The following is a 19950-nucleotide window of genomic DNA, read 5'->3' as shown; positions in this document are numbered from 1 at the left end:
CATCAGGGTTCCACCCGATGCCCGGTTCAGGGTGCGTCCCCGATGTGCGGCGCGCCGGTTCTGAGCAAGCTGGTCACCGTGAGCGGGAACATCAGCGCAGCCAACGTCGAAGAGACGCTGAGGGACTTCTGGGCCACCAGGCCCAGGCGGCCACACGACGGTCGCAAGATCGCCGGTGTCGCCGCCGGTATCGCACGGCGGTACCAGCTCGACCCGGTGATCGTCCGGGTCGCGTTCGTCGCGATGGCGCTGTGCAACGGCGCCGGGGTGCTCATCTACCTGCTGGGCTGGTTGTTGCTGGCGCAGGCCGACGACGAGGTGTCGGCGGCGGAGTCGTTGCTCGGGCGGGGCCGCAGCTCGACGCCGACCGCGTTGACCATCCTGCTCGGGATCGCGGTGATCCCCGCGACCGGGTTCTTCGTCGACGGCGGCTTCACCATGGTCGGCGGCGTGCTGCTGTCCGTCGGCTCGATCTACCTGCTGCACCGCGGTCGCGGGCAGCTCAACCGGCCGGACGCACCGGCCTTCGACGTGGGGGAACCGGTGTCGACGGACGACCAGACGACCACGAGGGTGTCGCCGCCCGCCTGGGACCCGCTCGGCGCGGCCCCGTTCGCGTGGGACCTGCCGGAGCCCGCGGGCACGCCGGCGGCGACGACGCCGGCGGTACCGGCCCCGCGGCCGGTGCGCCGCAGGTCACGGGTGGGTGTGGCCACGTTCGGCGCGACCATGGTGGTGCTGGCCGGGTCGCTGGTGGCGTCGTCGTACTCGTCGTGGTTCGGCGTCGAGCACGTCCTCGGCCTGCTGGTCGCGGTGCTCGGCGCGGGCATGGTGATCGGCGCGCTCCGCGGTGACGGTGGGCGCGGGCTGCTCTGGCTGGTCGTGCCGATGTCGATGATCGGGGTGGCGCTGACGTCGGTCGACTTCGAGGGGATCGACTCCGACCGGATGGGCAACACCGAGGCCAGACCGACGTCGGTGGAGAAGGTCGAAGCCCGCTACGCGACGAGCATCGGTGAAGTGGACCTGGACCTGACCGGCCTGCCGAACGAGGGTTCCGTGACCACGGAGGTCGAGGTCGGGTTGGGGAGCGCGAAGGTCAGGGTGCCCGCCGACGCGGACGTGACGGTGACCTGCCGGACCGAGCTGGGCTCGGTGGCGTGCCTGGACCAGAAGTCCGACGGCAAGGACAGCCGCGAGGAAGTCAGTGACAACGGCGCCGATGGCGAAGGCGGCCTGAAGATCGTGCTGGACGTGCGCAGTGAAGTCGGAGACGTGGAGGTGAGTCGTGGCTGACCGGGATTCGATCGAGAAGCGTGGGGTCGACGTGGTGGGGCTGGTGTTCGGGCTCGCGGCCCTCGTCGCCGCCGCCTACATGCTCTCCGACGGCGCGTCCTGGCCGGACTTCCTCGACCTGAGGTGGGCGCTGGCCGGCGGGGCGATGGTGATCGGTCTGGGACTGCTGGCGGGGTCGGCTCGACGGCGCCGCTAGCGGGGGGATGGCAGGGAAAGCGAAAGGCCCGTCCTGGGGAGGACGGGCCTTTCGCGTGCTCGGGGGATCTACTCCCACTCGATGGTGCCCGGCGGCTTGCTCGTCACGTCCAGGACCACCCGGTTGACCTCGTTCACCTCGTTGGTGATGCGGGTCGAGATGCGCTCCAGCACGTCGTACGGCAGGCGCGTCCAGTCCGCGGTCATGGCGTCCTCGCTGGACACCGGGCGCAGCACGACCGGGTGGCCGTAGGTGCGGCCGTCACCCTGCACGCCGACGCTGCGCACGTCCGCCAGCAGCACCACGGGGCACTGCCAGATCGACCGGTCGAGACCGGCGCTGGTCAGCTCCTCGCGGGCGATCGCGTCGGCCTTGCGCAGGACGTCCAGGCGCTCGGCCGTCACCTCGCCGATGATCCGGATGCCGAGGCCGGGGCCGGGGAACGGCTGGCGCTGCACGATCGTCTCCGGCAGGCCCAGTTCGGTGCCGACCCGGCGCACCTCGTCCTTGAACAGCGCGCGCAGCGGCTCGACCAGGGTGAACTGGAGGTCGTCCGGCAGGCCGCCGACGTTGTGGTGGCTCTTGATGTTCGCGGTGCCCGCGCCGCCGCCCGACTCGACCACGTCGGGGTAGAGCGTGCCCTGGACCAGGAACGAGTAGTCGCCCTCGGCCTTCAGGTCCCGCTCGGCCTGCTCGAAGACCCGGATGAACTCCCGGCCGATGATCTTGCGCTTCTGCTCGGGGTCGGTGACGCCGGCCAGCGCGTCCAGGAACCGCTCGCGCGCGTCCACGGTCACCAGGTTCACGCCCGTCGCGGCCACGTAGTCCCGCTCGACCTGCGCCCGCTCACCCGCGCGCAACAGGCCGTGGTCGACGAACACGCAGGTCAGCCGGTCACCGATGGCGCGCTGGACGAGGGCCGCGGCGACCGCCGAGTCGACGCCGCCGGACAGGCCGCAGATGGCCTTGCCGTCGCCGACCTGCTCCTTGATGCGGGCCACCTGCTCGTCCACGATCGAGGACGTCGTCCACTGCGGCCGGATGCCCGCGATCTCGTGCAGGAACCGGCGCAGCACCTCCTGGCCGTGCGGCGAGTGCCCCACCTCCGGGTGGTACTGCACGCCCGCGAACCGGCGTTCGGTGTCCTCGAACGCGGCCACCGGCGCGCCTTCGCTGCTCGCCGTCACGGTGAAGCCCTCGGGCGCCTTCGTCACGCAGTCGCCGTGGCTCATCCACACCGGGTGGCTGGCGGGCAGCTCCTCGTGCAGGAGGCCGCCCGTCTGCTGGACGCCCAGGTCGGTGCGGCCGTACTCGCGGGTGCCGGTGTGCTCGACCGTGCCGCCGAGGGCGCCCGCCATGGCCTGGAAGCCGTAGCAGATGCCGAAGACGGGGACGCCGACCTCGAACAGCTTCGGGTCGATCTGGGGCGCACCGGGCTCGTAGACGCTCGACGGGCCGCCGGACAGCACGATCGCGAGCGGGTCGCGTTCCAGCAGTTCCGCCACCGGCGTGCTGTGCGGGACGACTTCCGAGTAGACCTGCGCCTCCCGGACCCGCCGGGCGATCAGCTGCGCGTACTGCGCACCGAAGTCGACTACCAGCACAGGGCGGTTGCTGCTCTCGGCCACTGGGGGAAAACCTCTCGTCTGGCGGATCCGCGCAGGTGAAGGATGTCATGCGTGGAAGAGGAAGCGCTCACCGGTGGCGGGCTCAACGAGGTGGTGCGGGTCGGGTCGACGGTGCGCAGGCCGACCGGCCCGTGGACCCCGAACGTGCACCGGCTGCTGGAACACCTTGCCCCGCTTGGCATCTCGCCGGTCGTGCACGGGGTGGACGACCGCGGGCGCGAGGTGCTGTCGTACCTGGAGGGTGAGGTGGGCCACCCGCCGCTGGCGGACGGACTGCGCACCGACGAGGTGCTGGTGGCGGTGGCGCGGATGGTCCGCCGGCTGCACGACGCGTCGGCGGCGCTCGTGGCGTCCGGCGCGGTGTCGGTGGACGACGGCTGGCAGCACCCGGCCCTGTCGCCCGTCGAGGTGATCTGCCACAACGACCTCGCGCCGTACAACATGGTGTTCCGCGACGGCCTGCCCGCGGGGGTGTTCGACTTCGACACCGCCCGGCCGGGTCCGCGGTGGTGGGACGTCGCCTACACGGCGTACTGCCTGGTGCCGTTCTCCCCGGAGTTCGGCACGCCGGACGAGCAGTGGCGGCGGGCCGGGCTGTTCTGCGCCGAGTACGGCATCCCGGTGGCCGGGCTGGGGCGCCGGGTGCTGGCCAGGCTGGACGACATGATCACGATGATCCGCGACCGGCCCGAGTTCGCGCGGCAGCGGGCGGAGGGCCACGACCACTACTACCTGGGCCATGCGGAGTACGTCCGAAATCACTTCCAAGATCGATAGGTCCAACCACCCCGTGCGGGCCTACGGTGTGGACCATGGACGCGTTCACCCCGCAGCCCAGGCCCTGCTGGATCGCCGGACACGCCGAGCAGGGCGGGCAAGCCATCACCGTCCACCACCCGTACGACGGCACCGAGGTGGCCTCGGTCGCGGTGCCGGAACCGGAGCAGGTGGAACGGGCGGTCGCCGCCGCGGCGGCCGTGGCGAAGGAGTTCCGCCGCACACCGGCGCACGTGCGGGCGGCGGCGCTGGAGCACGTGTCGCGGGCGATCGCGGCGCGGGCCGAGGAGATCGCGGAGACCATCACGGCGGAGAACGGCAAGCCGCTGAAGTGGGCCGACATCGAGGTCAAGCGCGCGGTGAACACGTTCCGCTTCGCGGCGGAGGAGGCGCGGCGGTTCACCGGCGACCTCCAGCGGCTGGACACCGACCCGAACGGCGAGGGCCGGATGGCCGTGGTGCGCCGGGTGCCGCGCGGGCCGGTGCTCGCCGTGGCGCCGTTCAACTTCCCGCTGAACCTGGTCGCGCACAAGGTCGCGCCCGCGTTGGCGGTGGGCGCGCCGGTGATCGTGAAACCGTCGTCCGCCACGCCGCTGTCGGCGTTGCTGCTCGGTGAGCTGCTGGCCGAGACGGACCTGCCGGAAGGCGCGTTCTCCGTGCTGCCGGTGCGTGGTTCGGAGATGAAGTCCCTGGTCACGGACGAGCGGCTGCCGGTCATCTCGTTCACCGGTTCCACCTCCGTCGGCTGGTCGCTGACCGATTCGGCGCCGCGCAAGCACGTGCTGATGGAGCTGGGCTCCAACTCGGCCGCGATCATCTGCCCGGACTGGCCCGACCTGGACTTCGCCGCGTCCCGGATCGCCACGTTCGGCAACTACCAGGGCGGGCAGTCGTGCATCGCGGTGCAGCGGGTGCTGGTGCACCGGGACGTGGCCGAGGCGTTCGTGCCGAAGCTGGTGGAGGCGGTGCGGGCGTTGAAGACCGGTGACCCGCACGACCCGGAGGTCGAGGTCGGGCCGCTGATCGACGAGGACAACGCGAAGCGGGTCGAGGAGTGGGTGGCCGAGGCCGTGGCCGCCGGCGCGACGCTGCACACCGGCGGCGGGCGTACCGGGACGACCGTGGAGCCGACCGTGGTGCAGGACGTGCCGCAGTCGGCGAAGGTGTGGCACCAGGAGGTGTTCGGGCCGGTGCTGGCGGTGTCCGTAGTCGACTCGGTGGCCGAGGCGTTCGAGCAGGCCAACGCCACGGAGTACGGGTTGCAGGCCGGTGTGTTCACGCGGGACGTGACGGTGGCGTTCGAGGCCGCCGCCGAGCTGGAGGTCGGCGGCGTGATCATCGGTGACGTGCCGTCCTACCGGGCCGACCAGATGCCGTACGGCGGCGTGAAGGGGTCGGGCACCGGGCGTGAGGGCGTGCGGTCGGCGATGGTCGACTTCACCGAGGAGCGCACGATGGTCCTCACCGGCATCACTCTGTGACCGCGCCCTTCGCCAACAGCACCAGGCCGTCGACCAGGTCTTCGGTGCCGGAACCGGTGGCGAGGGCGCGGAGCTTGAGGCCCATCACCATGCCCACCACGGCACCGGCGACCCGGTCTGCGTCCTTCACCCCCATGGACGTCAGGACGGTCGCGGCGAGCCGGTCGTAGGCGGCGAAGCACTCGGCGGCGGCGGCGCGCAGCTCCGGGTCGCGGCCGGCGTGCAGGTACAGCTCGTACGGCGCCAGGCGCTCGCTGTCCGTCCGGGTGGCCTCGGCGACCTGGCCGACGATCTCGACCACCTCGGCCAGGTCGGCGCACTCGGTCGAGTTCTCCTTCGCCAGCTCGCCGAACCGCTTGGTCTCCTCGGTGACGAAGTACCGCAGGCTCTCCCGCAGGAGGTCCTGCTGGGTGGCGAAGTGGTAGGTGACGGAACCGAGCGAGACGCCCGCCTCCTGCGCGATGCGCCGGTTGGTCACGCCCGCGATCCCGTCGTCGCCGACGATCCGCAGCACGGCGCTGATGATCCGCTGCCGGGTCTCGGCGGGCCTCGTCATGGCGTCATTGTCCCCTGCTCCGCCTCGTCCACCCGAAACTCGGTGGCCATTCACGGCCGCCGCCATCCGCGCTACTGTTCGTTCGAACGAACAGTAGCGTCAACGGAGGTCCCATGCACGTCGACGGAACGACCGTTCTGCTCACCGGCGCGACCGGCGGCATCGGACACGCCATCGCCCGCGCGTTCGCCCGCCGGGGCGCCGACCTCGTGCTGACCGGCCGCAAGACGACCGAGCTGGAAGCGCTGGCCGCGGAGACCGGCGCCCGCGCCATCACCGCCGACCTCGCCGAACCGGACGGCGTGCGGCGGTTGGTCGAGGAGGTCGGCGCGGTGGACGTGCTGGTCGCCAACGCCGCGCTGCCGGCCAGTGGGGCACTGCTGGAGTTCACGCCCGAGCAGGTCGGACGGGCGCTGGCGGTGAACCTCGAAGCGCCGATCGCGCTGACGCACGCGCTGCTCCCGTCGATGCTCGCCGCCGGACGCGGGCACGTCGTGCACGTCGGCTCCTTGGCGGGCAAGGTCGCCTCCGCGTACTCGTCGCTCTACAACGCCACCAAGTTCGGGCTGCGCGGGTTCGCGCTGGGGCTGCGCGACGAACTGCACGGCACCGGCGTCGGCGTGTCCATCGTGCAGCCCGGTTTCGTGCGGGACGCCGGGATGTTCGCCGACACCGGCGCCAAGCCGCCCGCCGGGATGCGCACCGTGTCGCCGGAACAGGTCGCGGCCGGCGTGCTGACCGCGATCGAGCAGGACGAGGCCGAGCTGAACGTCGCGCCGCCGGAGCTGCGGGCGCTGAGCGTGCTCGGCAGCGCGTTCCCGGCGTTCTCGTCCGCCATGCAGCGGGTGATGTCGAACGACGAAGTGATGCGGAAGATGAGCGGGGCGAACCAGGGGAAGCGCTGATGGCTGCGAAAGCGATGGACTCCATGGACACGACCGCGATCCCGCACCCGCGCTGGCGGGTGCCGTTGCTGGGTGACGTCGTCGGTGCGGGCCGGCGCACGCCCGTGCAGGACACCATGGCGCAGGCCCGCAACCTCGGACCGATCTTCACCCGGCGGTTCCTGCGGCGGGAGATCGTCTTCGTCGCCGGCGCCGGGCTGGCGGCGGAGCTGGCCGACGAGTCGCGGTTCTCCAAGCACCTCGCGCTCGGCGTGGAGGCGTTGCGCGACATCGGCGGCGACGGCCTGTTCACCGCCTACAACGAGGAGCCGAACTGGAAGGCGGCGCACGACGTGCTGCTGCCCGCGTTCACGCAGAGCGCGATGCGCGGCTACCACTCGACCATGGTCGACGTGACCGCGCGGCTGGTCGAGAAGTGGGACCGGGGTGAGGTCGTGGACGTGTCGGCGGACATGACCAAGCTGACCCTGGAGACCATCGGGCAGGTCGGGTTCGGGTACTCGTTCGAGTCGTTCGAACGGTCCTCCACCCACCCGTTCGTGCGCGCGATGGTCGGGTCGCTGGCGTACGCGCAGGGCACGACCACCACGCTCCCGTTGGTGCGCAAGCTGTTCGGCCGTGCGGCGAGGGAGCAGTACGAACGCGACCTCGCGTACCTGGCCGAGGTCGTGGACGAGGTGATCCGGTCGCGGCGCGGGACGCACGGGACGGACCTGCTCGGGCTGATGCTGTCGTCCGGCGAGCTGGACGACGTGAACATCCGCAACCAGGTGATCACGTTCCTGGTGGCGGGGCACGAGACGACGTCCGGTGCGCTGTCGTTCGCGCTGCACTACCTGTCACGGCACCCCGAGGTGGTCGAGCGGGCGCGGGCCGAGATCGACGCGGTGTGGGGTTCGGCGGAGGTGCCGGAGTTCGAGCAGGTCGCCAAGCTGCGGTACGTGCGGCGGGTGCTGGACGAGGCGCTGCGCCTGTGGCCGACCGCGCCGGGGTACGGCAGGCAGGCGCGGGAGGACACCGTGCTGGGCGGGAAGTACCCGATGCGGACCGGGCAGTGGGCGTTGGTGCTGCTCCCGTCGGTGCACCGCGATCCGGAGGTGTGGCCGACCCCGGAGGCGTTCGACCCGGACCGGTTCGCGCCCGCCGAGGTGCGCGCGCGGCCCGGACACGTCTACAAGCCGTTCGGGACGGGTGAACGGGCGTGCATCGGGCGGCAGTTCGCTTTGCACGAGGCGACGTTGGCGTTGGGCACGGTGTTGCGGCGGTATGACCTGGTCGGCTCGCCCGACTACCGGCTGAAGGTGGCGGAGACGCTGACGTTGAAGCCGGAGGGGTTCATGTTGACGCCTCGGCGTCGGTGAAGCCCTTGGCGCGACGCAGGGCCCGGTCGAGTTCGCCCTGACCGAACCCGGCTGGGGCGCGCTCGATGGGGGTGCGCTCGGCTGGGCGGGCCTCGGGCGGGGTGCCATCGGTCCCGTTGGGGTGGGTTGGGGCGCGGCCGGTTGGGGCGAGGGCGGCGGTGTGGCCGTCGGGGCGGATCAGGGCGTCCGCCTCCACCGTGAAGCCGGGGCCGTAGCGGTGGCTGTGCGGGCGGAGTTCGCCGTTGCCGTTCGTGGTCAACGGTGAATCGCGGTACGGGAAGGGCTCGAACAGGCTGCCCGAGTCGATCCGGTCCGTCAGACCGTGCTCCAGCACGTGCCGCCGGTAGGCACGTTCGGCTTCCGTCCGCGGCACCAGGAAGCGCATGGTCCTGCCGGTGACGCGCAGGTTCTCATCGGCCGCCGCCGCGCGTTCGTCGTGGTACGACTCCAGCAGGTGCGGACCCGCCTCACCGGCACGGGAGAGGGCGATCTTCCACGCCGCGTTGTCCGCGTCGCACACCCCCGAGTTCAGGCCACGCGCGCCGAACGGGCTCATCACGTGCGCGGCATCGCCCGCCAACAGGACGTTCCCCACCCGGAACCGGGCGGCTCGGCGCTGGTGGAAGCGGTACGTGGACTGCCACAGCACCTCGTACGGACGGTCGCCGGTGATCGCGCGGATGTGATCCTCGGTCAGCTCGAAACCCTCCGGCACCTGCCAGTCGATCCGGTGCACCCCGTCCGGCTGGGGGTGCACGAGAACCTGCCGGCCGGGGTTCCACGGCGGGTCGAAGTAGAAGCGGCGCTCCGGCTCGGGGTGACCCAGGTCGACCCGGATGTCCGCGATCACGAACCGGTCGGCGAACGAGTGGCCGTCGAACGCGACGCCGAGCAGCTCGCGGACCGTCGAGTGCGCACCGTCCGCCGCCACGCAGTGCGTGCCTTCGTGGATCTCGTCGACCGTCCGCAGGATGACGCGGTCGGTTTGTTGCACACCAACGACTCTCTGACCGTAACGGAGGTCGATCAGCGGCTGTCGACTGGCTTTCGCATGCAGGATCTCTTCGACCACGGTCTGGGGCGTGTTGACGAACGGCGGGAAGCCCTCCGCGTGCGGCAGCTCGACGGTGAGCACCTCGCGGTCCCGGTAGTAGGTCCGGCCGCGGTACCAGGTGACGCCCGCGTCGACCACGGCCTGCCCGACGCCGACCCGTTCCAGGATGTTCAGCACGTCCCGGTGCACGCAGATGGACCGCGAGCCGACCCCCTGGCGGCGTTCGGCAGCCTCGAGGACCGTCGTCGGCACACCCGCGCGAGCCAGCAGGAGCGCGGCGGTGAGCCCCACCGGACCAGCGCCGACCACCAGCACCGGCCGCGACCCCGGGCTCATCGCAACGCCGCCCACACCTCGCGGTCCCGCTCCGCCGTCCAGATCCGGGGCCAGTCCACGCCATCGCACTCGTCCCAGTACCGCTGCACGTCGAACGGGAGGCAGTGCTCGAAGATCGGCCAACGCCCGTAGCGCGGCGCGAGAGCGGCATGCGCGGCCTCGAACGCCTCCTTCACCGTGCCACCACCCACGTGCACCGTCCCGACCGCCCGACGGAGTTCGTCCAGGAAGTGCCGGGACTGCGCGATGGCCGCCTCCACCTCCACCCGGTCCCGCGCCGGCGCGCCGCGCCCACCCACCAACTGCTCCGCACCCAGCGCGGCGACGCGGTCGAGCGTCGTCGTGGCCCACTCGTCGTGGAACGCGTCGCCCGTGTACAGCGCGGCCTGCGACTCGACCAGGTCACCCGCGAACAGGATCCGCTGGTGCGGCAGCCACACCACGATGTCCCCGGCGGTGTGCCCCCGTCCGGAGAAGCGCAGTTCGACCTCACCCCGGTCACCGCCGAGCGGGATGGTGAGCCGGTCGGAGAAGGTGAGGGTCGGCCAGGTCAGCCCGGGAATGCCCTCGGGTTCCTCGAACAGCCGGGGCATCCGGCCGTACTCGCTGAGCCAGTCCGCCCGACCGCGTTCGGCGATCAACGCCCTGGTGTTCTCGTGCGAGACGACCTCGGCCGCGTCGAACGCGCTCGCACCCAACGTCCGGACCGCGTGGTAGTGGCTCAGGACCAGGTAGCGGACGGGTTTGTCGGTGCGCTCGCGGAGGACGTCCAGCCAGCGCCGGGCGGCCTTCGGCGTGGCGCGGGCTTCGACGCAGACGAGGAAGTCCTCGCCCTCGATCGCGCCGACGTTCGGGTCACCTTCGGCGGTCAGGGTGTAGACGCCGTCGGCCAACTCCACGAACTTCTCGTCCTTGGGCGCGAGGTCGGCGCTGGACGCGAACGGCTTCGTTGCCACACAACCCACCATAGGGCCCTTGGCACGGCCGGGTCAGGACGACTTGACCTCCACGATCGGCAGCCGCAGGGCGCCGGGCGCACCGGCCGGGACGGCGGGCCGCAGAGGTGGCACCGGAGCGATCCGCCGGTACCCGGAGGCCTGGTCCGGGCGCCGGTCCTGCTCGCCCTTGTTCGGCCACACCGAGAACGCCCGCTCGGCCTGCGCCGTGATCGTGAGCGACGGGTTCACGCCCAGGTTCGCCGAGATCGCCGCGCCGTCCACCACGGACAGCCCCGGGTAGCCGTAGACCCGGTGGTACGGGTCGATCACGCCGGTCTCCGGGTCCGCCCCGATCGCGCAGCCGCCGATGAAGTGGGCGGTCAGCGGGATGTCGAACAGCTCGCTCCACGTGCCGCCCGCGATGCCGTCGATGTGCCGCGCGGCGAGCAGGTTCGCCCGGTGCCCGGCCGGGATGAACGTCGGGTTCGGCTCGCCGTGGCCCTGCTTCGAGCTGAGCTTGCGGCCGAACAGGCCCTTCTTGGTGAACGTGGTGATGGAGTTGTCCAGGCTCTGCATCACCAGCAGGATCACCGTCCGCTCGCTCCACCGGTGCACGGACAGCAGCCGGGCGAACCGCAGCGGGTGCCGCACCGCCTGGGACAGGAACTGCAGGATGCGGGGCGTCGACTTCGCGCCGTCCGTGGCCAGCGTCTGGAGCAGCCCCATGGCGTTGCTGCCCTTGCCGTAGCGCACGGGCTCGATGTGGGTCTGCTCGTCCGGGTGGATGGACGACGTGATGGCCACGCCCTGGCTGAAGTTGCGCTCCTCGTCCACCGTGAAGCGACCCGCGCCGATGATCGACTCGGAGTTCGTCCTGGTCAGCTCGCCGAGCTTGGGCGAGATCCCCGGCAACGCGCCCTCGTCCCGCATCCGGTGCAGCAGCTGCTGGGTGCCCCACGTGCCCGCGGCCAGCACGACCTGGCCCGCGGTGATCGTGCGGCGGCCCTTGCGCAGCTTGCCGCCGGTGCGCCGGGTGCCGACCGCCCACGTGCCGTCCGGCGCCTGGCGCAGGTCGGTGACGGTGGTCAGCGGCAGCACCTCCGCGCCGTTCCGCTCGGCGAGGTACAGGTAGTTCTTGACCAGCGTGTTCTTCGCGCCGACCCGGCAGCCCGACATGCACGCGCCGCACTCGGTGCACCCGGTCCGGGCCGGTCCCGCGCCACCGAAGTACGGGTCTTCGGCGGCCTTGCCCGGCTCGCCGAAGAACACGCCGACCGGCGTCGGGTGGTACGTGTCGGCGACGCCCATGTCCTCGGCGACCTGCCGCATGACCGCGTCCGACGGCGTCGTGGTCGGGTTCTCCACCACGCCGAGCATCCGGCTCGCCTGGTCGTAGAACGGGGCCAGCTCGGATTCCCAGTCGGTGATGTGCGCCCACTGCCGGTCCGCGTAGAACGGCTTGAGCGGCCGGTACAGGGTGTTGGCGTAGACCAGCGACCCGCCGCCGACGCCGGAACCGGCCAGGACCATCACGCTGCGCAGGGCGTGGATGCGCTGGATGCCGTAGCAGCCCAGCGCGGGCGCCCACAGGTAGCGACGCAGGTTCCAGGACGTCTTGGCGAACTCGTCGTCGGCGAACCGGCGGCCCGCCTCGACCACGGCCACCCGGTAGCCCTTCTCGGTGAGCCGGAGCGCGGCGACGCTGCCGCCGAAGCCCGAGCCCACCACCACGACGTCGTAGTCGGTGTTGTTACCGGCGAGTTCACCCATGGTTGCGAGGTTAGGGGTTACTTCCGGTAACAGCTAGTCCTCGACCGGTTCAGGCCCAGGTCGGACCAGGAGGCTCGACACGACTCGACAAGAACCGGCGGACGCCGACGCCTACGCTGCACGGGTGATCCGCAGGCGAGCGGACCGTGACGCGCGGTCGAGCAACCAGGCACGCCACCTCGCGGTGGCCGGCGCCGTCGTGCTGCTCGGCGCCTTCACGCACCCGTCGAGCGCACCCCGTTCCGACCCCGGCGTCTACTCGTACGCGACCGACGACCACGTCGTCGTCATGCGGGGCGACGACGTCGTCACCCGCTGGTCGACGCAGGGCGCGGCAACCGGCCGCATGGTGTGGACCGACGACGGCAACCACGTGGCCTTCCTCGCCGAAGGGGACGCGGCACGCGAGCTCGTCACGCTGGACGCCCGTTCCGGCGCCGAACGCACCTTGCCGTGCGACACCTGCGCACGCGTCGCCGCCGCCGGCAACGACGTCCTGATGGTCGGCACCCAGGACGGCGACGGCTTCTCCGGCCTGCTCCGGCTCGACCTGGGCCGCGCCACGCCGCCGGCCGACGTCCCCGCCGACCTCCCGCCGCTGGTCGACGCGGCCATCTTCTCCGGCACGAACGGCGAAGTGCTGCTGCAAGGCGTGGACCGGACGGGCGGCGAGGTCCACCTCCGGGTCAGGCCCGACGGCACGACGTCACCGGTCGGCACCGCCACCCACGCCCGCCGCGACCGGCAAGGGCGGACGTTCCTGCGCGAACTCGTGGACGCCGCCGTGGCCGTGGACCACGAGGGCAACACCGTGTACGCGGTCGTCGGCGGCTTCCAGGCGCCCCAGGGCTCCTGCGAGCACGCCGCCGAGGTGTTCGTCGCCCTGCCGTCGCGGCAGAGCACCGTGCCGACCGACCTCAGCGGTGCCACTCCCGTCCCCGACGTCGACGCCGCCACCAGCACCACCGTCCTGTCCGCGTGGTGGGACCACGACGACCGCCTGCACGCGGCGGTGCTGGCGAGCGTGTGCGACGGGGAGGCGTCCATCGGGCCCACCAGCGGCGAATGGGTGCTCGACCACAACAGGTGGACGCAGGTCTCGACCGACCTCACCCTCGGCTCGCGGTCCCTGCGCGACGGGTCGGAGGTCGTCACCCGGTTCACCGGAGATCACTGGGGCGGCGCGGACCTCGTCCTGGAACGCGGGCCCGAGCCGACCCACATCGCCGACGGCGTGCTCAGCCTCGCCGCGCCGATGCCCCGCCGGACCGGGAGCGACCAGGTGCTGGAGCACCTCTGCGACCCGCGCGACGCCGTGTGCCTGGCCCGCGTCGGGCGTGACTACGAGGCGGGCTCCGCGACCGGGGACTTCGACGGCGACGGCGCACCCGACCGCGCCACGGTCGTCCGCGACCAGCGGGGCACCACGTCGGTGAAGCTCGCGTTCGCCGGCGGGCGATCGGAGACCGTCGCCCTCACCGCGACCGTCGACCAGGGCGTGCCGCACTGGGCGGGCGCGACCGACCTCACCGGGGACGGCCGGGCCGAACTCCTCGTCCCGCTCGGCACGAAGGCGAACGGCGTGGTGCTGGGGCTCTTCCGGTACGCGGACGGCCGGCTCACCGAGGTCCAGGGCGACCTCACCGGCCCGGTCGTCGGCGCGGGCGCGCAGGAGGCGTCCGGCATCCGGTGCCTGGAGGAGGACGGCCGCCGGCTGCTGCGGACCCGGACCGCCCGGACGGGCTCCACCGAGTACGTGCTCCGCGAGGTGACGTACGCGGCCGACGAGTCCGGCCGGCTCGTCCGGGTCACCGACGAGAGCTTCACGTTCCCGACCGGCGCGGACGGCGCGCTGCCCCCGCAACTGGCCGACGTGCCCGGCGTGCACTGCCCGGGCGTGCCCGCCCTGTTCTGAAACGACCGCTGCCCCCGGACGGGTCCGGGGGCAGCGGTGTGGGTCGACGGCGCGGGCTCAGCCGCGGATCGTCAGCCCGACCTTCTGGAATTCCTTCAGGTCCGAGTAGCCGGTCTTCGCCATCGCCCGGCGCAGCGAGCCGAACAGGTTCGTCACGCCGCGCGGGTCGACGGACGGCCCGAACAGCAGCGTCCGCAGGTCCACCACCTGGTCCACACCGGTGGACACGTGGCTGCGCGGCACCGAGGGGTGCGCCGACGCGGCGGTCCAGTACAGGCCCTGGCCCGGCGCCTCGGACGCCGCCGCCAGCGGCTCGCCCAGCATCACCGCGTCCGCACCGCACGCGATCGACTTCGCGATGTCACCGCTGGTCAGCACGCCACCGTCGGCGATCACGTGCACGTACCGGCCACCGGTCTCGTCCAGGTAGTCCCGACGCGCCGCGGCGGCGTCCGCGATGGCCGTGGCCATCGGGACACCGATGCCGAGGACGGAGTCCGTCGTGGTCACGCCCGGCGTGTAGCCGTAGCCGACGACGACGCCCGCCGCGCCCGTGCGCATCAGGTGCATCGCGGTCCGGTAGTCGCCGACGCCGCCCGCGATCACCGGGATGTCCAGGTCGGCGATGAACGACTTCAGGTTCAGCGGCTCACCGTCGCGGGACACGTGCTCGGCCGAGATGATCGTGCCCTGCACGACCAGGATCTCGACGCCCGCGGCCAGCAGGTCCGGGGTCAGCTCGGCGGCCCGCTGCGGGCTGACCCGCACCGCGACCGTCACGCCCGACTCGCGCACCTGCTTGATCGCCTCGGCGATGAGGTCCATCCGGACCGGGGCCGAGTGCAGCTCCTGGAGCACCTTCACCGGACCGGCCGGGTCGTCGGTGTCCTCCACCGCCTGCACCAGCCGGAACAACGCCTCTTCGACGTCGCTGTGCCGGGCCCACAGGCCCTCCGCGTTGAGCACGCCCATGCCGCCCAGCTCGCCGATCGCGACGGCCGTGCCCGGCGACACGATGGCGTCCGTGGGGTGGGTGATCAGCGGGATCTCGAACCGGTAGGCGTCGATCTGCCACGCCGTCGACACGTCCTTGGAGGACCGGGTCCTCCGGGACGGGATGATTTCGAGGTCGTCCAGCTCGTAGGCCCGCCTCGCGGTCCGGCCCATGCCGATCTCGACCAGATCGCGCACCTTCGTCGTCCTTCCGTGGAGCCAGCGGAACTTGGGAACCCTAGCTCACGCGGGTGATGTTCAGCGGGTCGTGTAGTTCGGGGCTTCGACCGTCATCGTGATGTCGTGCGGGTGGCTCTCCTTCAACCCGGCCGCCGTGATCCGCACCAGCTGCTTCTGCTGGAGCTCCGCGACCGTCTTCGAGCCGGTGTAGCCCATCGCCATCCGCAGACCACCCACCAACTGGTACGCCACCTGCGACAACGGGCCGCGGAACGGCGTGCGCCCCTCGATGCCTTCGGGCACCAGCTTGTCCTCGGACAGCACGTCGTCCTGGAAGTAGCGGTCCCGGGAGTACGACTTGCTGTTGTCGCCACGCCCGCGCAGCGCCGCCAGCGACCCCATGCCGCGGTAGGTCTTGAACTGCTTGCCGTTGACGAGGATCACCTCGCCCGGCGCCTCCGCGGTGCCCGCGAGCAGGCTGCCGAGCATGACCACGCTCGCGCCGGCCGCGATGGCCTTGGCGATGTCACCGGAGAACTGGATGCCGCCGTCGCCGATCACCGGGACGCCCGCGGGGCCGCACGCCAGGTTCGCCTCGTAGATCGCGCTGATCTGCGGCACGCCGACGCCCGCGACCACGCGCGTGGTGCAGATCGAGCCGGGGCCGACGCCGACCTTCACGCCGTCCGCGCCCGCGTCCACCAGCGCCTGGGCGCCACCGCGGGTGGCGACGTTGCCGCCGACCACGTCGACCTCGTCACCGAGTTCCTTCTTCACCCTGGCGACCATCTCCAGCACGTAGCGCTGGTGGCCGTGCGCGGTGTCGACCATGATCACGTCGATGCCCGCCTCGGCCAGGCTCATGGCCCGCGCGAAGCTGTCCTCGCCGGTGCCGATCGCGGCGGCGCACAGCAGCCGGCCGTCCGGGTCCTTCGAGGCGTTCGGGTACTGCTCGGTCTTGACGAAGTCCTTGACCGTGATCAGGCCGCGCAGCTTGCCGTCGCCGTCCACGATCGGCAGCTTCTCGACCTTGTGCCGGCGCAGCAGGCCGAGCGCGGCCTCCGCCGACACGCCGACCTGCGCCGTGACCAGCGGACCCTTCGTCATCACCTCGCTGACCTTGCGCGAGTGGTCCACCTCGAAGCGCATGTCGCGGTTGGTGATGATGCCGACGAGCTTGCCGCTCGGGTCCGTCACCGGCACGCCGGAGATCCGGTAGCGGGCGCACAGGTCGTCGACGTGCTTGATCGTGTCGTCCGGGGTGCAGGTCACCGGGTCGGTCACCATGCCCGCCTCGGACCGCTTGACCGTCTCGACCTGGCGGGCCTGGTCCTCGATCGACAGGTTGCGGTGCAGCACCCCGATGCCGCCCTGGCGGGCCATCGCGATGGCCATCCGCGCCTCGGTCACCGTGTCCATCGCGGCCGACGCCATCGGGATGCCCAGGGTGACGTTGCGGGACAGCTTGGTCTTCGTGTCCACGCCGCTCGGGATGACCTCCGACTCGGCGGGCAGCAGCAGTACGTCGTCGAAGGTCAGTCCCAGCATGGCGAACTTGGGCGGGACTCCGTCAGCGTTGAGCTCGCTGGTCATGGCGGCTGGCTTGCCTTCCGTCGTGCGGTGATCCCGCCGCCGCGGAGGAGGGGTTTCCACAGGCGGGATGGGTTCAGGTCATGGTATCTGGACGCGGGCGGGGGTCCGCCCGGTACCGTGCGGGGTCGTGCCGCACGACGCGTTGCCACCAGACCCGTTCGCGGGCGACCCGGAGGACCCGGCCCGGGTCCTCGGCGAGCCCGACCACGACCACGACCAGCCGCCGATGGACGACGCCGAGCGGGCCGAGCTGATCGGCGACCTCAGCGACCTCGCCGTGTACCAAGCGCTGCTGGAACCCCGTGGTGTCAGGGGAATCGTGGTGGACTGCGGCGAGTGCCAGGAGCCGCACTACCACGACTGGGCACTGCTGCGGTCGAGCCTGGAGCAGCTGCTGGCCGACGGCCGGATGCGCCCGCACGAGCCCGCGTACGACCCCGATCCGACGTCCTACGTCAGCTGGGAGTACTGCCGCGGCTACGCCGACGGCGTCACCGCCACCGAGAGCGCCCGCTGAAGTTGTGACGAAGCCCGCCCCCCGTGCGAGGGGCGGGCTTCGTCACATCGTGCGTGCGGCTAGTTCCCGGGAGCGGTCTGGACGCCGTCCGTGGTGCCCGGCGTGACCGTCTCGCCCTCGCCCCTGGTCTTACCGCTCGGGGTCTCGACCGAGGTGGGCTGGGCGGTGGCCACCGTGCTCGGGATCGGCTCGGTGGTGGTCGTCGTCGGCGCGGTCGTGGTGACCGGCGGCGTGGTCGTGGTGACCGAGGGCGAGGTCGGCCCGACCGGGGACGTGGTCGGCAGCGTCGGCGTGGTGGCCTGGGTGATCGTGGTCGGCGGGACGGTCGGGGTCGGCGTGGTGCTGGTCAGCTCCTCCAGCAGCGACTCGCGCTTCTGGGTCAGGTCGTCCTTGCCGTCGTCCGGGGAGACCGACGGCAGGCTCTGACCCGCCTTCAGCAGCGCGTCCCTTGCCTCGCCGTAGCGGCCGTCGCGCAGTGCCGCGCGGGCGGTGTCGAGATCGTCCTTGACCGCGACGGCGGCTTCCACCGACCGGGCGTGCTCGGAGTAGAGGACCCTGGTCAGGCCCCAGAGCGTGTCGCCGGGCTGCGCGTCGCGGGCCACCAGGCTCATCCCGGTGAACGCGATCGCCAGCACGGCGGCGGCGCTCGCGATGGGGATCAGGAAGCGGTTCTTGCCGCGGGGCTGGGTGCGGGCGGCGGCGATCGTGGCCGCCGCGGTGTCGGTGTCGACGAGCTCGCCCATGGGCGGGTCGTCCACTTCCCGGCGCCAGGCCAGCAGCAGTGCGTTCAGCTCGTCCTCGACGAGCGAGTCCGGCTGGTCGCCGTCCCGGTCGCCCAACGCGTCGAGCAGCGCGTCGTCGGCCCTGATGCCCGCGAGGTCGTCACCCGGCTCGATCGACGCGTCGTCGGCCAGGGTGTCATCAGACTGCGGCGGTCTCTCATCTCGTCCGCGCACGACTTCTCCATTGCCCTTCTCGTGCTGGTCGGCCACTCAGACCACCTCCTCCGCTGCCAACGTCTTGCGCAGGCGGGCGAGGGCTCGGTGTTGCGCCACCCTCACCGCACCCGGCGTCGAGCCGACCGCGTCGGCGGTCTCCTCGGCCGACAGGCCGACGACCACTCGGAGCAGCAGGATTTCCCGCTGCTTCTCCGGCAGGACCTTCAGGAGCACGGCCATCCGCTCCGACAGCTCGCCCTGCATGGCGCGCTGCTCCGGACCGGCCTCCGTCTCGGGTGCGTCGGGTACCTCCGGCACCGGTTCGGACCGGTTCCTGGCGGCTGAGCGGTGTGCGTCCGCGACCTTGTGCGCGGCGATGCCGTAGACGAACGCCAGGAACGGTCGACCCTGGTCTCGATAGCTGGGAAGGGCCGTCAGCACCGCGAGACACACCTCCTGGGCCACGTCGTCCGCCGAAGCGAATGACCTCTCCTGCCTGCCGACTCGGGCGCGGCAGTACCGCACCACGAGGGGTCGGATGGATGCCAGGAGCCGCTCGATCGCGTGGCGGTCGCCATCGACGGCTGCGCCCACTTCGGCGTCCAGTCCGTCCCCCAAGTTGGTCATCGCAGACAACTGCCCTGGTGTTACGCGTAGGCGTACGACATAGAACAGCACGGGACGATCGACGTCGCCCGTACCGGTGATGCTTACCGTACCGGTCGCGCGCCCCAAAGCACGGCAACGGGGTCATGAAGGGGTCTTTGGACCTAGTCCGACCAGGCGACACGCCGGGAACGCGAACCGGCCCGGCGACAGTGGCGTCGCCGGGCCGGCCCGGGAAGGTCGGGAGTGCCGGTGTGACCCGTCTTACGGGGCCCCGCAGGTCCTCTCAGGCCTACGAGACGAGACCGCGGCGGAAGCCGTGTGCCACGGCCTGCGCGCGGTCCCGCACACCCAGCTTGCGGAACAAGCGGCGGGCGTGCGTCTTCACCGTGTCCTCGGACAGGTAGAGCTCGCGCCCGATCTGCCCGTTGCTCTTGCCCTGGCTCATCCCGCGCAACACCTGGAGCTCGCGCTCGGTGAGCTGGACGCCCGGGTCCGACGGTTGCCGCGGCGCGGGCACGCTGGTGCTCGCGAGCGTGTGCGCCAGCGCGGCCACCAGCTCGGGGCGCGAGGCGTCCCAGCGGAGGTAGCCGCGGGCGCCGCCGGCGATCGCCGCGGCGATGCTGCCCGCGTCGTCCGGTGCGCCGAAGACGATGACGTTTGCCTGCGGGTTGGCCGAGACGAGTCGTCGGGTCGCTTCGACCCCGGTCGGGACGGCGCGCTGGGTGCCAACCAGTACGACGTCGACCGGCTGCCGAGAGAACCGAGCCAACAACTCGTCACCGTGCGCTACGCAGTCGATGCGGCTAACCCCTGGGACAGCCGACATCACGCGGGTGAGACCCTCCCGCACACTGCGCCGGTCGTCGCAAATAAGGACCGTGGTCACGGGGACTCCTTCCTGCAGCCG

At 71.8% G+C, this 19950-nt stretch carries 18 protein-coding genes; 8 read left to right on the top strand and 10 right to left on the bottom strand.

Annotation, left to right across the window (positions count from 1 at the left end; translation table 11 throughout):
• Positions 1–78: 78 nt before the first annotated feature.
• Entirely contained in the window at positions 79–1296 is a 1218-nt protein-coding gene (locus OQ02_RS04450; RefSeq protein WP_033437038.1) for a PspC domain-containing protein, read from the top strand.
• Positions 1289–1492, top strand: coding sequence for a hypothetical protein (locus OQ02_RS04445; protein WP_033436783.1), 204 nt, complete (start codon positions 1289–1291; stop codon positions 1490–1492). The genes OQ02_RS04450 and OQ02_RS04445 overlap by 8 nt, the downstream gene beginning before the upstream one ends.
• A 68-nt stretch (positions 1493–1560) precedes the next feature.
• Here OQ02_RS04445 and guaA read toward each other — a convergent pair whose 3' ends face one another.
• Positions 1561–3120, bottom strand: a complete 1560-nt coding sequence (guaA, locus tag OQ02_RS04440) for a glutamine-hydrolyzing GMP synthase (RefSeq protein WP_033436782.1) — start codon at positions 3118–3120, stop codon at positions 1561–1563.
• Positions 3121–3171: 51 nt separating this feature from the next.
• On the opposite strand from guaA, the gene OQ02_RS04435 reads away from it, so the two are divergent.
• Together OQ02_RS04435 and OQ02_RS04430 are read left to right on the top strand one after the other, a co-directional pair.
• Positions 3172–3897, top strand: a complete 726-nt coding sequence (locus OQ02_RS04435; protein WP_051771667.1) for an aminoglycoside phosphotransferase family protein — start codon at positions 3172–3174, stop codon at positions 3895–3897.
• Positions 3898–3932: 35 nt separating this feature from the next.
• Positions 3933–5378: an aldehyde dehydrogenase family protein gene (locus tag OQ02_RS04430; protein WP_033436780.1), complete on the top strand. Its 1446-nt coding sequence runs from the start codon at positions 3933–3935 to the stop codon at positions 5376–5378.
• On the opposite strand, the gene OQ02_RS04425 is transcribed toward OQ02_RS04430, so the two are convergent.
• Entirely contained in the window at positions 5368–5934 is a 567-nt protein-coding gene (locus tag OQ02_RS04425; RefSeq protein WP_033436779.1) for a TetR/AcrR family transcriptional regulator, read from the bottom strand. The genes OQ02_RS04430 and OQ02_RS04425 overlap by 11 nt on opposite strands.
• Positions 5935–6047: 113 nt before the next feature.
• Between OQ02_RS04425 and OQ02_RS04420 the strand changes: the two genes are divergently transcribed.
• Both OQ02_RS04420 and OQ02_RS04415 read left to right on the top strand, forming a co-directional pair.
• Positions 6048–6839, top strand: coding sequence for an SDR family NAD(P)-dependent oxidoreductase (locus OQ02_RS04420; RefSeq protein WP_033436778.1), 792 nt, complete (start codon positions 6048–6050; stop codon positions 6837–6839).
• On the top strand, positions 6839–8200 hold the full coding sequence (locus OQ02_RS04415; protein ID WP_033436777.1) for a cytochrome P450: 1362 nt from the start codon (positions 6839–6841) through the stop codon (positions 8198–8200). The genes OQ02_RS04420 and OQ02_RS04415 overlap by 1 nt, the downstream gene beginning before the upstream one ends.
• Here the strand turns inward: OQ02_RS04415 and OQ02_RS04410 are convergent.
• From OQ02_RS04410 to OQ02_RS04400, 3 genes are read right to left on the bottom strand one after another with little or no spacing between them, the layout of a single operon-like run.
• The gene (locus OQ02_RS04410; RefSeq protein ID WP_197043209.1) at positions 8175–9590 is read right to left on the bottom strand and encodes an FAD-dependent monooxygenase; all 1416 of its coding nucleotides are present in this window, start codon (positions 9588–9590) and stop codon (positions 8175–8177) included. The genes OQ02_RS04415 and OQ02_RS04410 overlap by 26 nt on opposite strands.
• Positions 9587–10546, bottom strand: coding sequence for an MBL fold metallo-hydrolase (locus OQ02_RS04405; protein WP_033436776.1), 960 nt, complete (start codon positions 10544–10546; stop codon positions 9587–9589). Before OQ02_RS04405 ends, OQ02_RS04410 begins: the two co-directional genes overlap by 4 nt.
• Before the next feature lie 33 nt (positions 10547–10579).
• Complete coding sequence (locus OQ02_RS04400) at positions 10580–12298, bottom strand: FAD-dependent oxidoreductase (protein WP_033436775.1); 1719 nt, start codon at positions 12296–12298, stop codon at positions 10580–10582.
• Positions 12299–12422: 124 nt separating this feature from the next.
• Between OQ02_RS04400 and OQ02_RS04395 the strand changes: the two genes are divergently transcribed.
• Complete coding sequence (locus OQ02_RS04395) at positions 12423–14213, top strand: hypothetical protein (protein WP_033436774.1); 1791 nt, start codon at positions 12423–12425, stop codon at positions 14211–14213.
• A 57-nt stretch (positions 14214–14270) separates the two neighbouring features.
• Here the strand turns inward: OQ02_RS04395 and OQ02_RS04390 are convergent, their stop codons facing one another.
• Positions 14271–15404, bottom strand: coding sequence for a GuaB3 family IMP dehydrogenase-related protein (locus OQ02_RS04390; protein ID WP_033436773.1), 1134 nt, complete (start codon positions 15402–15404; stop codon positions 14271–14273).
• 60 nt (positions 15405–15464) lie between these two features.
• A complete protein-coding gene (guaB, locus tag OQ02_RS04385; RefSeq protein ID WP_033436772.1) occupies positions 15465–16979 on the bottom strand; it encodes an IMP dehydrogenase in 1515 nt (504 codons plus the stop codon).
• Between the two features lie 67 nt (positions 16980–17046).
• On the opposite strand from guaB, the gene OQ02_RS04380 reads away from it, so the two are divergent.
• Positions 17047–17496, top strand: coding sequence for a DUF5319 domain-containing protein (locus tag OQ02_RS04380; RefSeq protein WP_051771664.1), 450 nt, complete (start codon positions 17047–17049; stop codon positions 17494–17496).
• 59 nt (positions 17497–17555) lie between these two features.
• On the opposite strand, the gene OQ02_RS04375 is transcribed toward OQ02_RS04380, so the two are convergent.
• From OQ02_RS04375 to OQ02_RS04365, 3 genes are all read right to left on the bottom strand, one after another.
• On the bottom strand, positions 17556–18452 hold the full coding sequence (locus OQ02_RS04375; protein WP_231499854.1) for an anti-sigma-D factor RsdA: 897 nt from the start codon (positions 18450–18452) through the stop codon (positions 17556–17558).
• 36 nt (positions 18453–18488) lie between these two features.
• Positions 18489–19061 carry a sigma-70 family RNA polymerase sigma factor gene (locus OQ02_RS04370; RefSeq protein ID WP_033436769.1) on the bottom strand — a complete coding sequence of 191 codons (573 nt, stop codon included), beginning with the start codon at positions 19059–19061 and terminating at the stop codon, positions 18489–18491.
• A 271-nt stretch (positions 19062–19332) separates the two neighbouring features.
• Entirely contained in the window at positions 19333–19929 is a 597-nt protein-coding gene (locus OQ02_RS04365) for a response regulator transcription factor (protein WP_015805222.1), read from the bottom strand.
• Positions 19930–19950: the final 21 nt, after the last annotated feature.

It is taken from the genome of Saccharothrix sp. NRRL B-16314, from assembly GCF_000716595.1.
GTDB lineage: Bacteria > Actinomycetota > Actinomycetes > Mycobacteriales > Pseudonocardiaceae > Actinosynnema.
The sequence above is the reverse complement of the archived record's forward strand: the minus strand, read 5'-3'. Positions and strand labels throughout refer to the sequence as shown.

Excerpts from the sequence above, each read along its gene's own strand:
- guaB (WP_033436772.1), bottom strand. The coding sequence starts at position 16,979 with ATGACCAGCGAGCTCAACGCTGACGGAGTCCCGCCCAAGTTCGCCATG.
- OQ02_RS04400 (WP_033436775.1), bottom strand. The coding sequence starts at position 12,298 with ATGGGTGAACTCGCCGGTAACAACACCGACTACGACGTCGTGGTGGTG.
- OQ02_RS04425 (WP_033436779.1), bottom strand. The coding sequence starts at position 5,934 with ATGACGAGGCCCGCCGAGACCCGGCAGCGGATCATCAGCGCCGTGCTG.
- OQ02_RS04430 (WP_033436780.1), top strand. The coding sequence starts at position 3,933 with ATGGACGCGTTCACCCCGCAGCCCAGGCCCTGCTGGATCGCCGGACAC.
- OQ02_RS04420 (WP_033436778.1), top strand. The coding sequence starts at position 6,048 with ATGCACGTCGACGGAACGACCGTTCTGCTCACCGGCGCGACCGGCGGC.
- OQ02_RS04415 (WP_033436777.1), top strand. The coding sequence starts at position 6,839 with ATGGCTGCGAAAGCGATGGACTCCATGGACACGACCGCGATCCCGCAC.
- OQ02_RS04410 (WP_197043209.1), bottom strand. The coding sequence starts at position 9,590 with ATGAGCCCGGGGTCGCGGCCGGTGCTGGTGGTCGGCGCTGGTCCGGTG.
- OQ02_RS04380 (WP_051771664.1), top strand. The coding sequence starts at position 17,047 with ATGGGTTCAGGTCATGGTATCTGGACGCGGGCGGGGGTCCGCCCGGTA.
- OQ02_RS04370 (WP_033436769.1), bottom strand. The coding sequence starts at position 19,061 with ATGACCAACTTGGGGGACGGACTGGACGCCGAAGTGGGCGCAGCCGTC.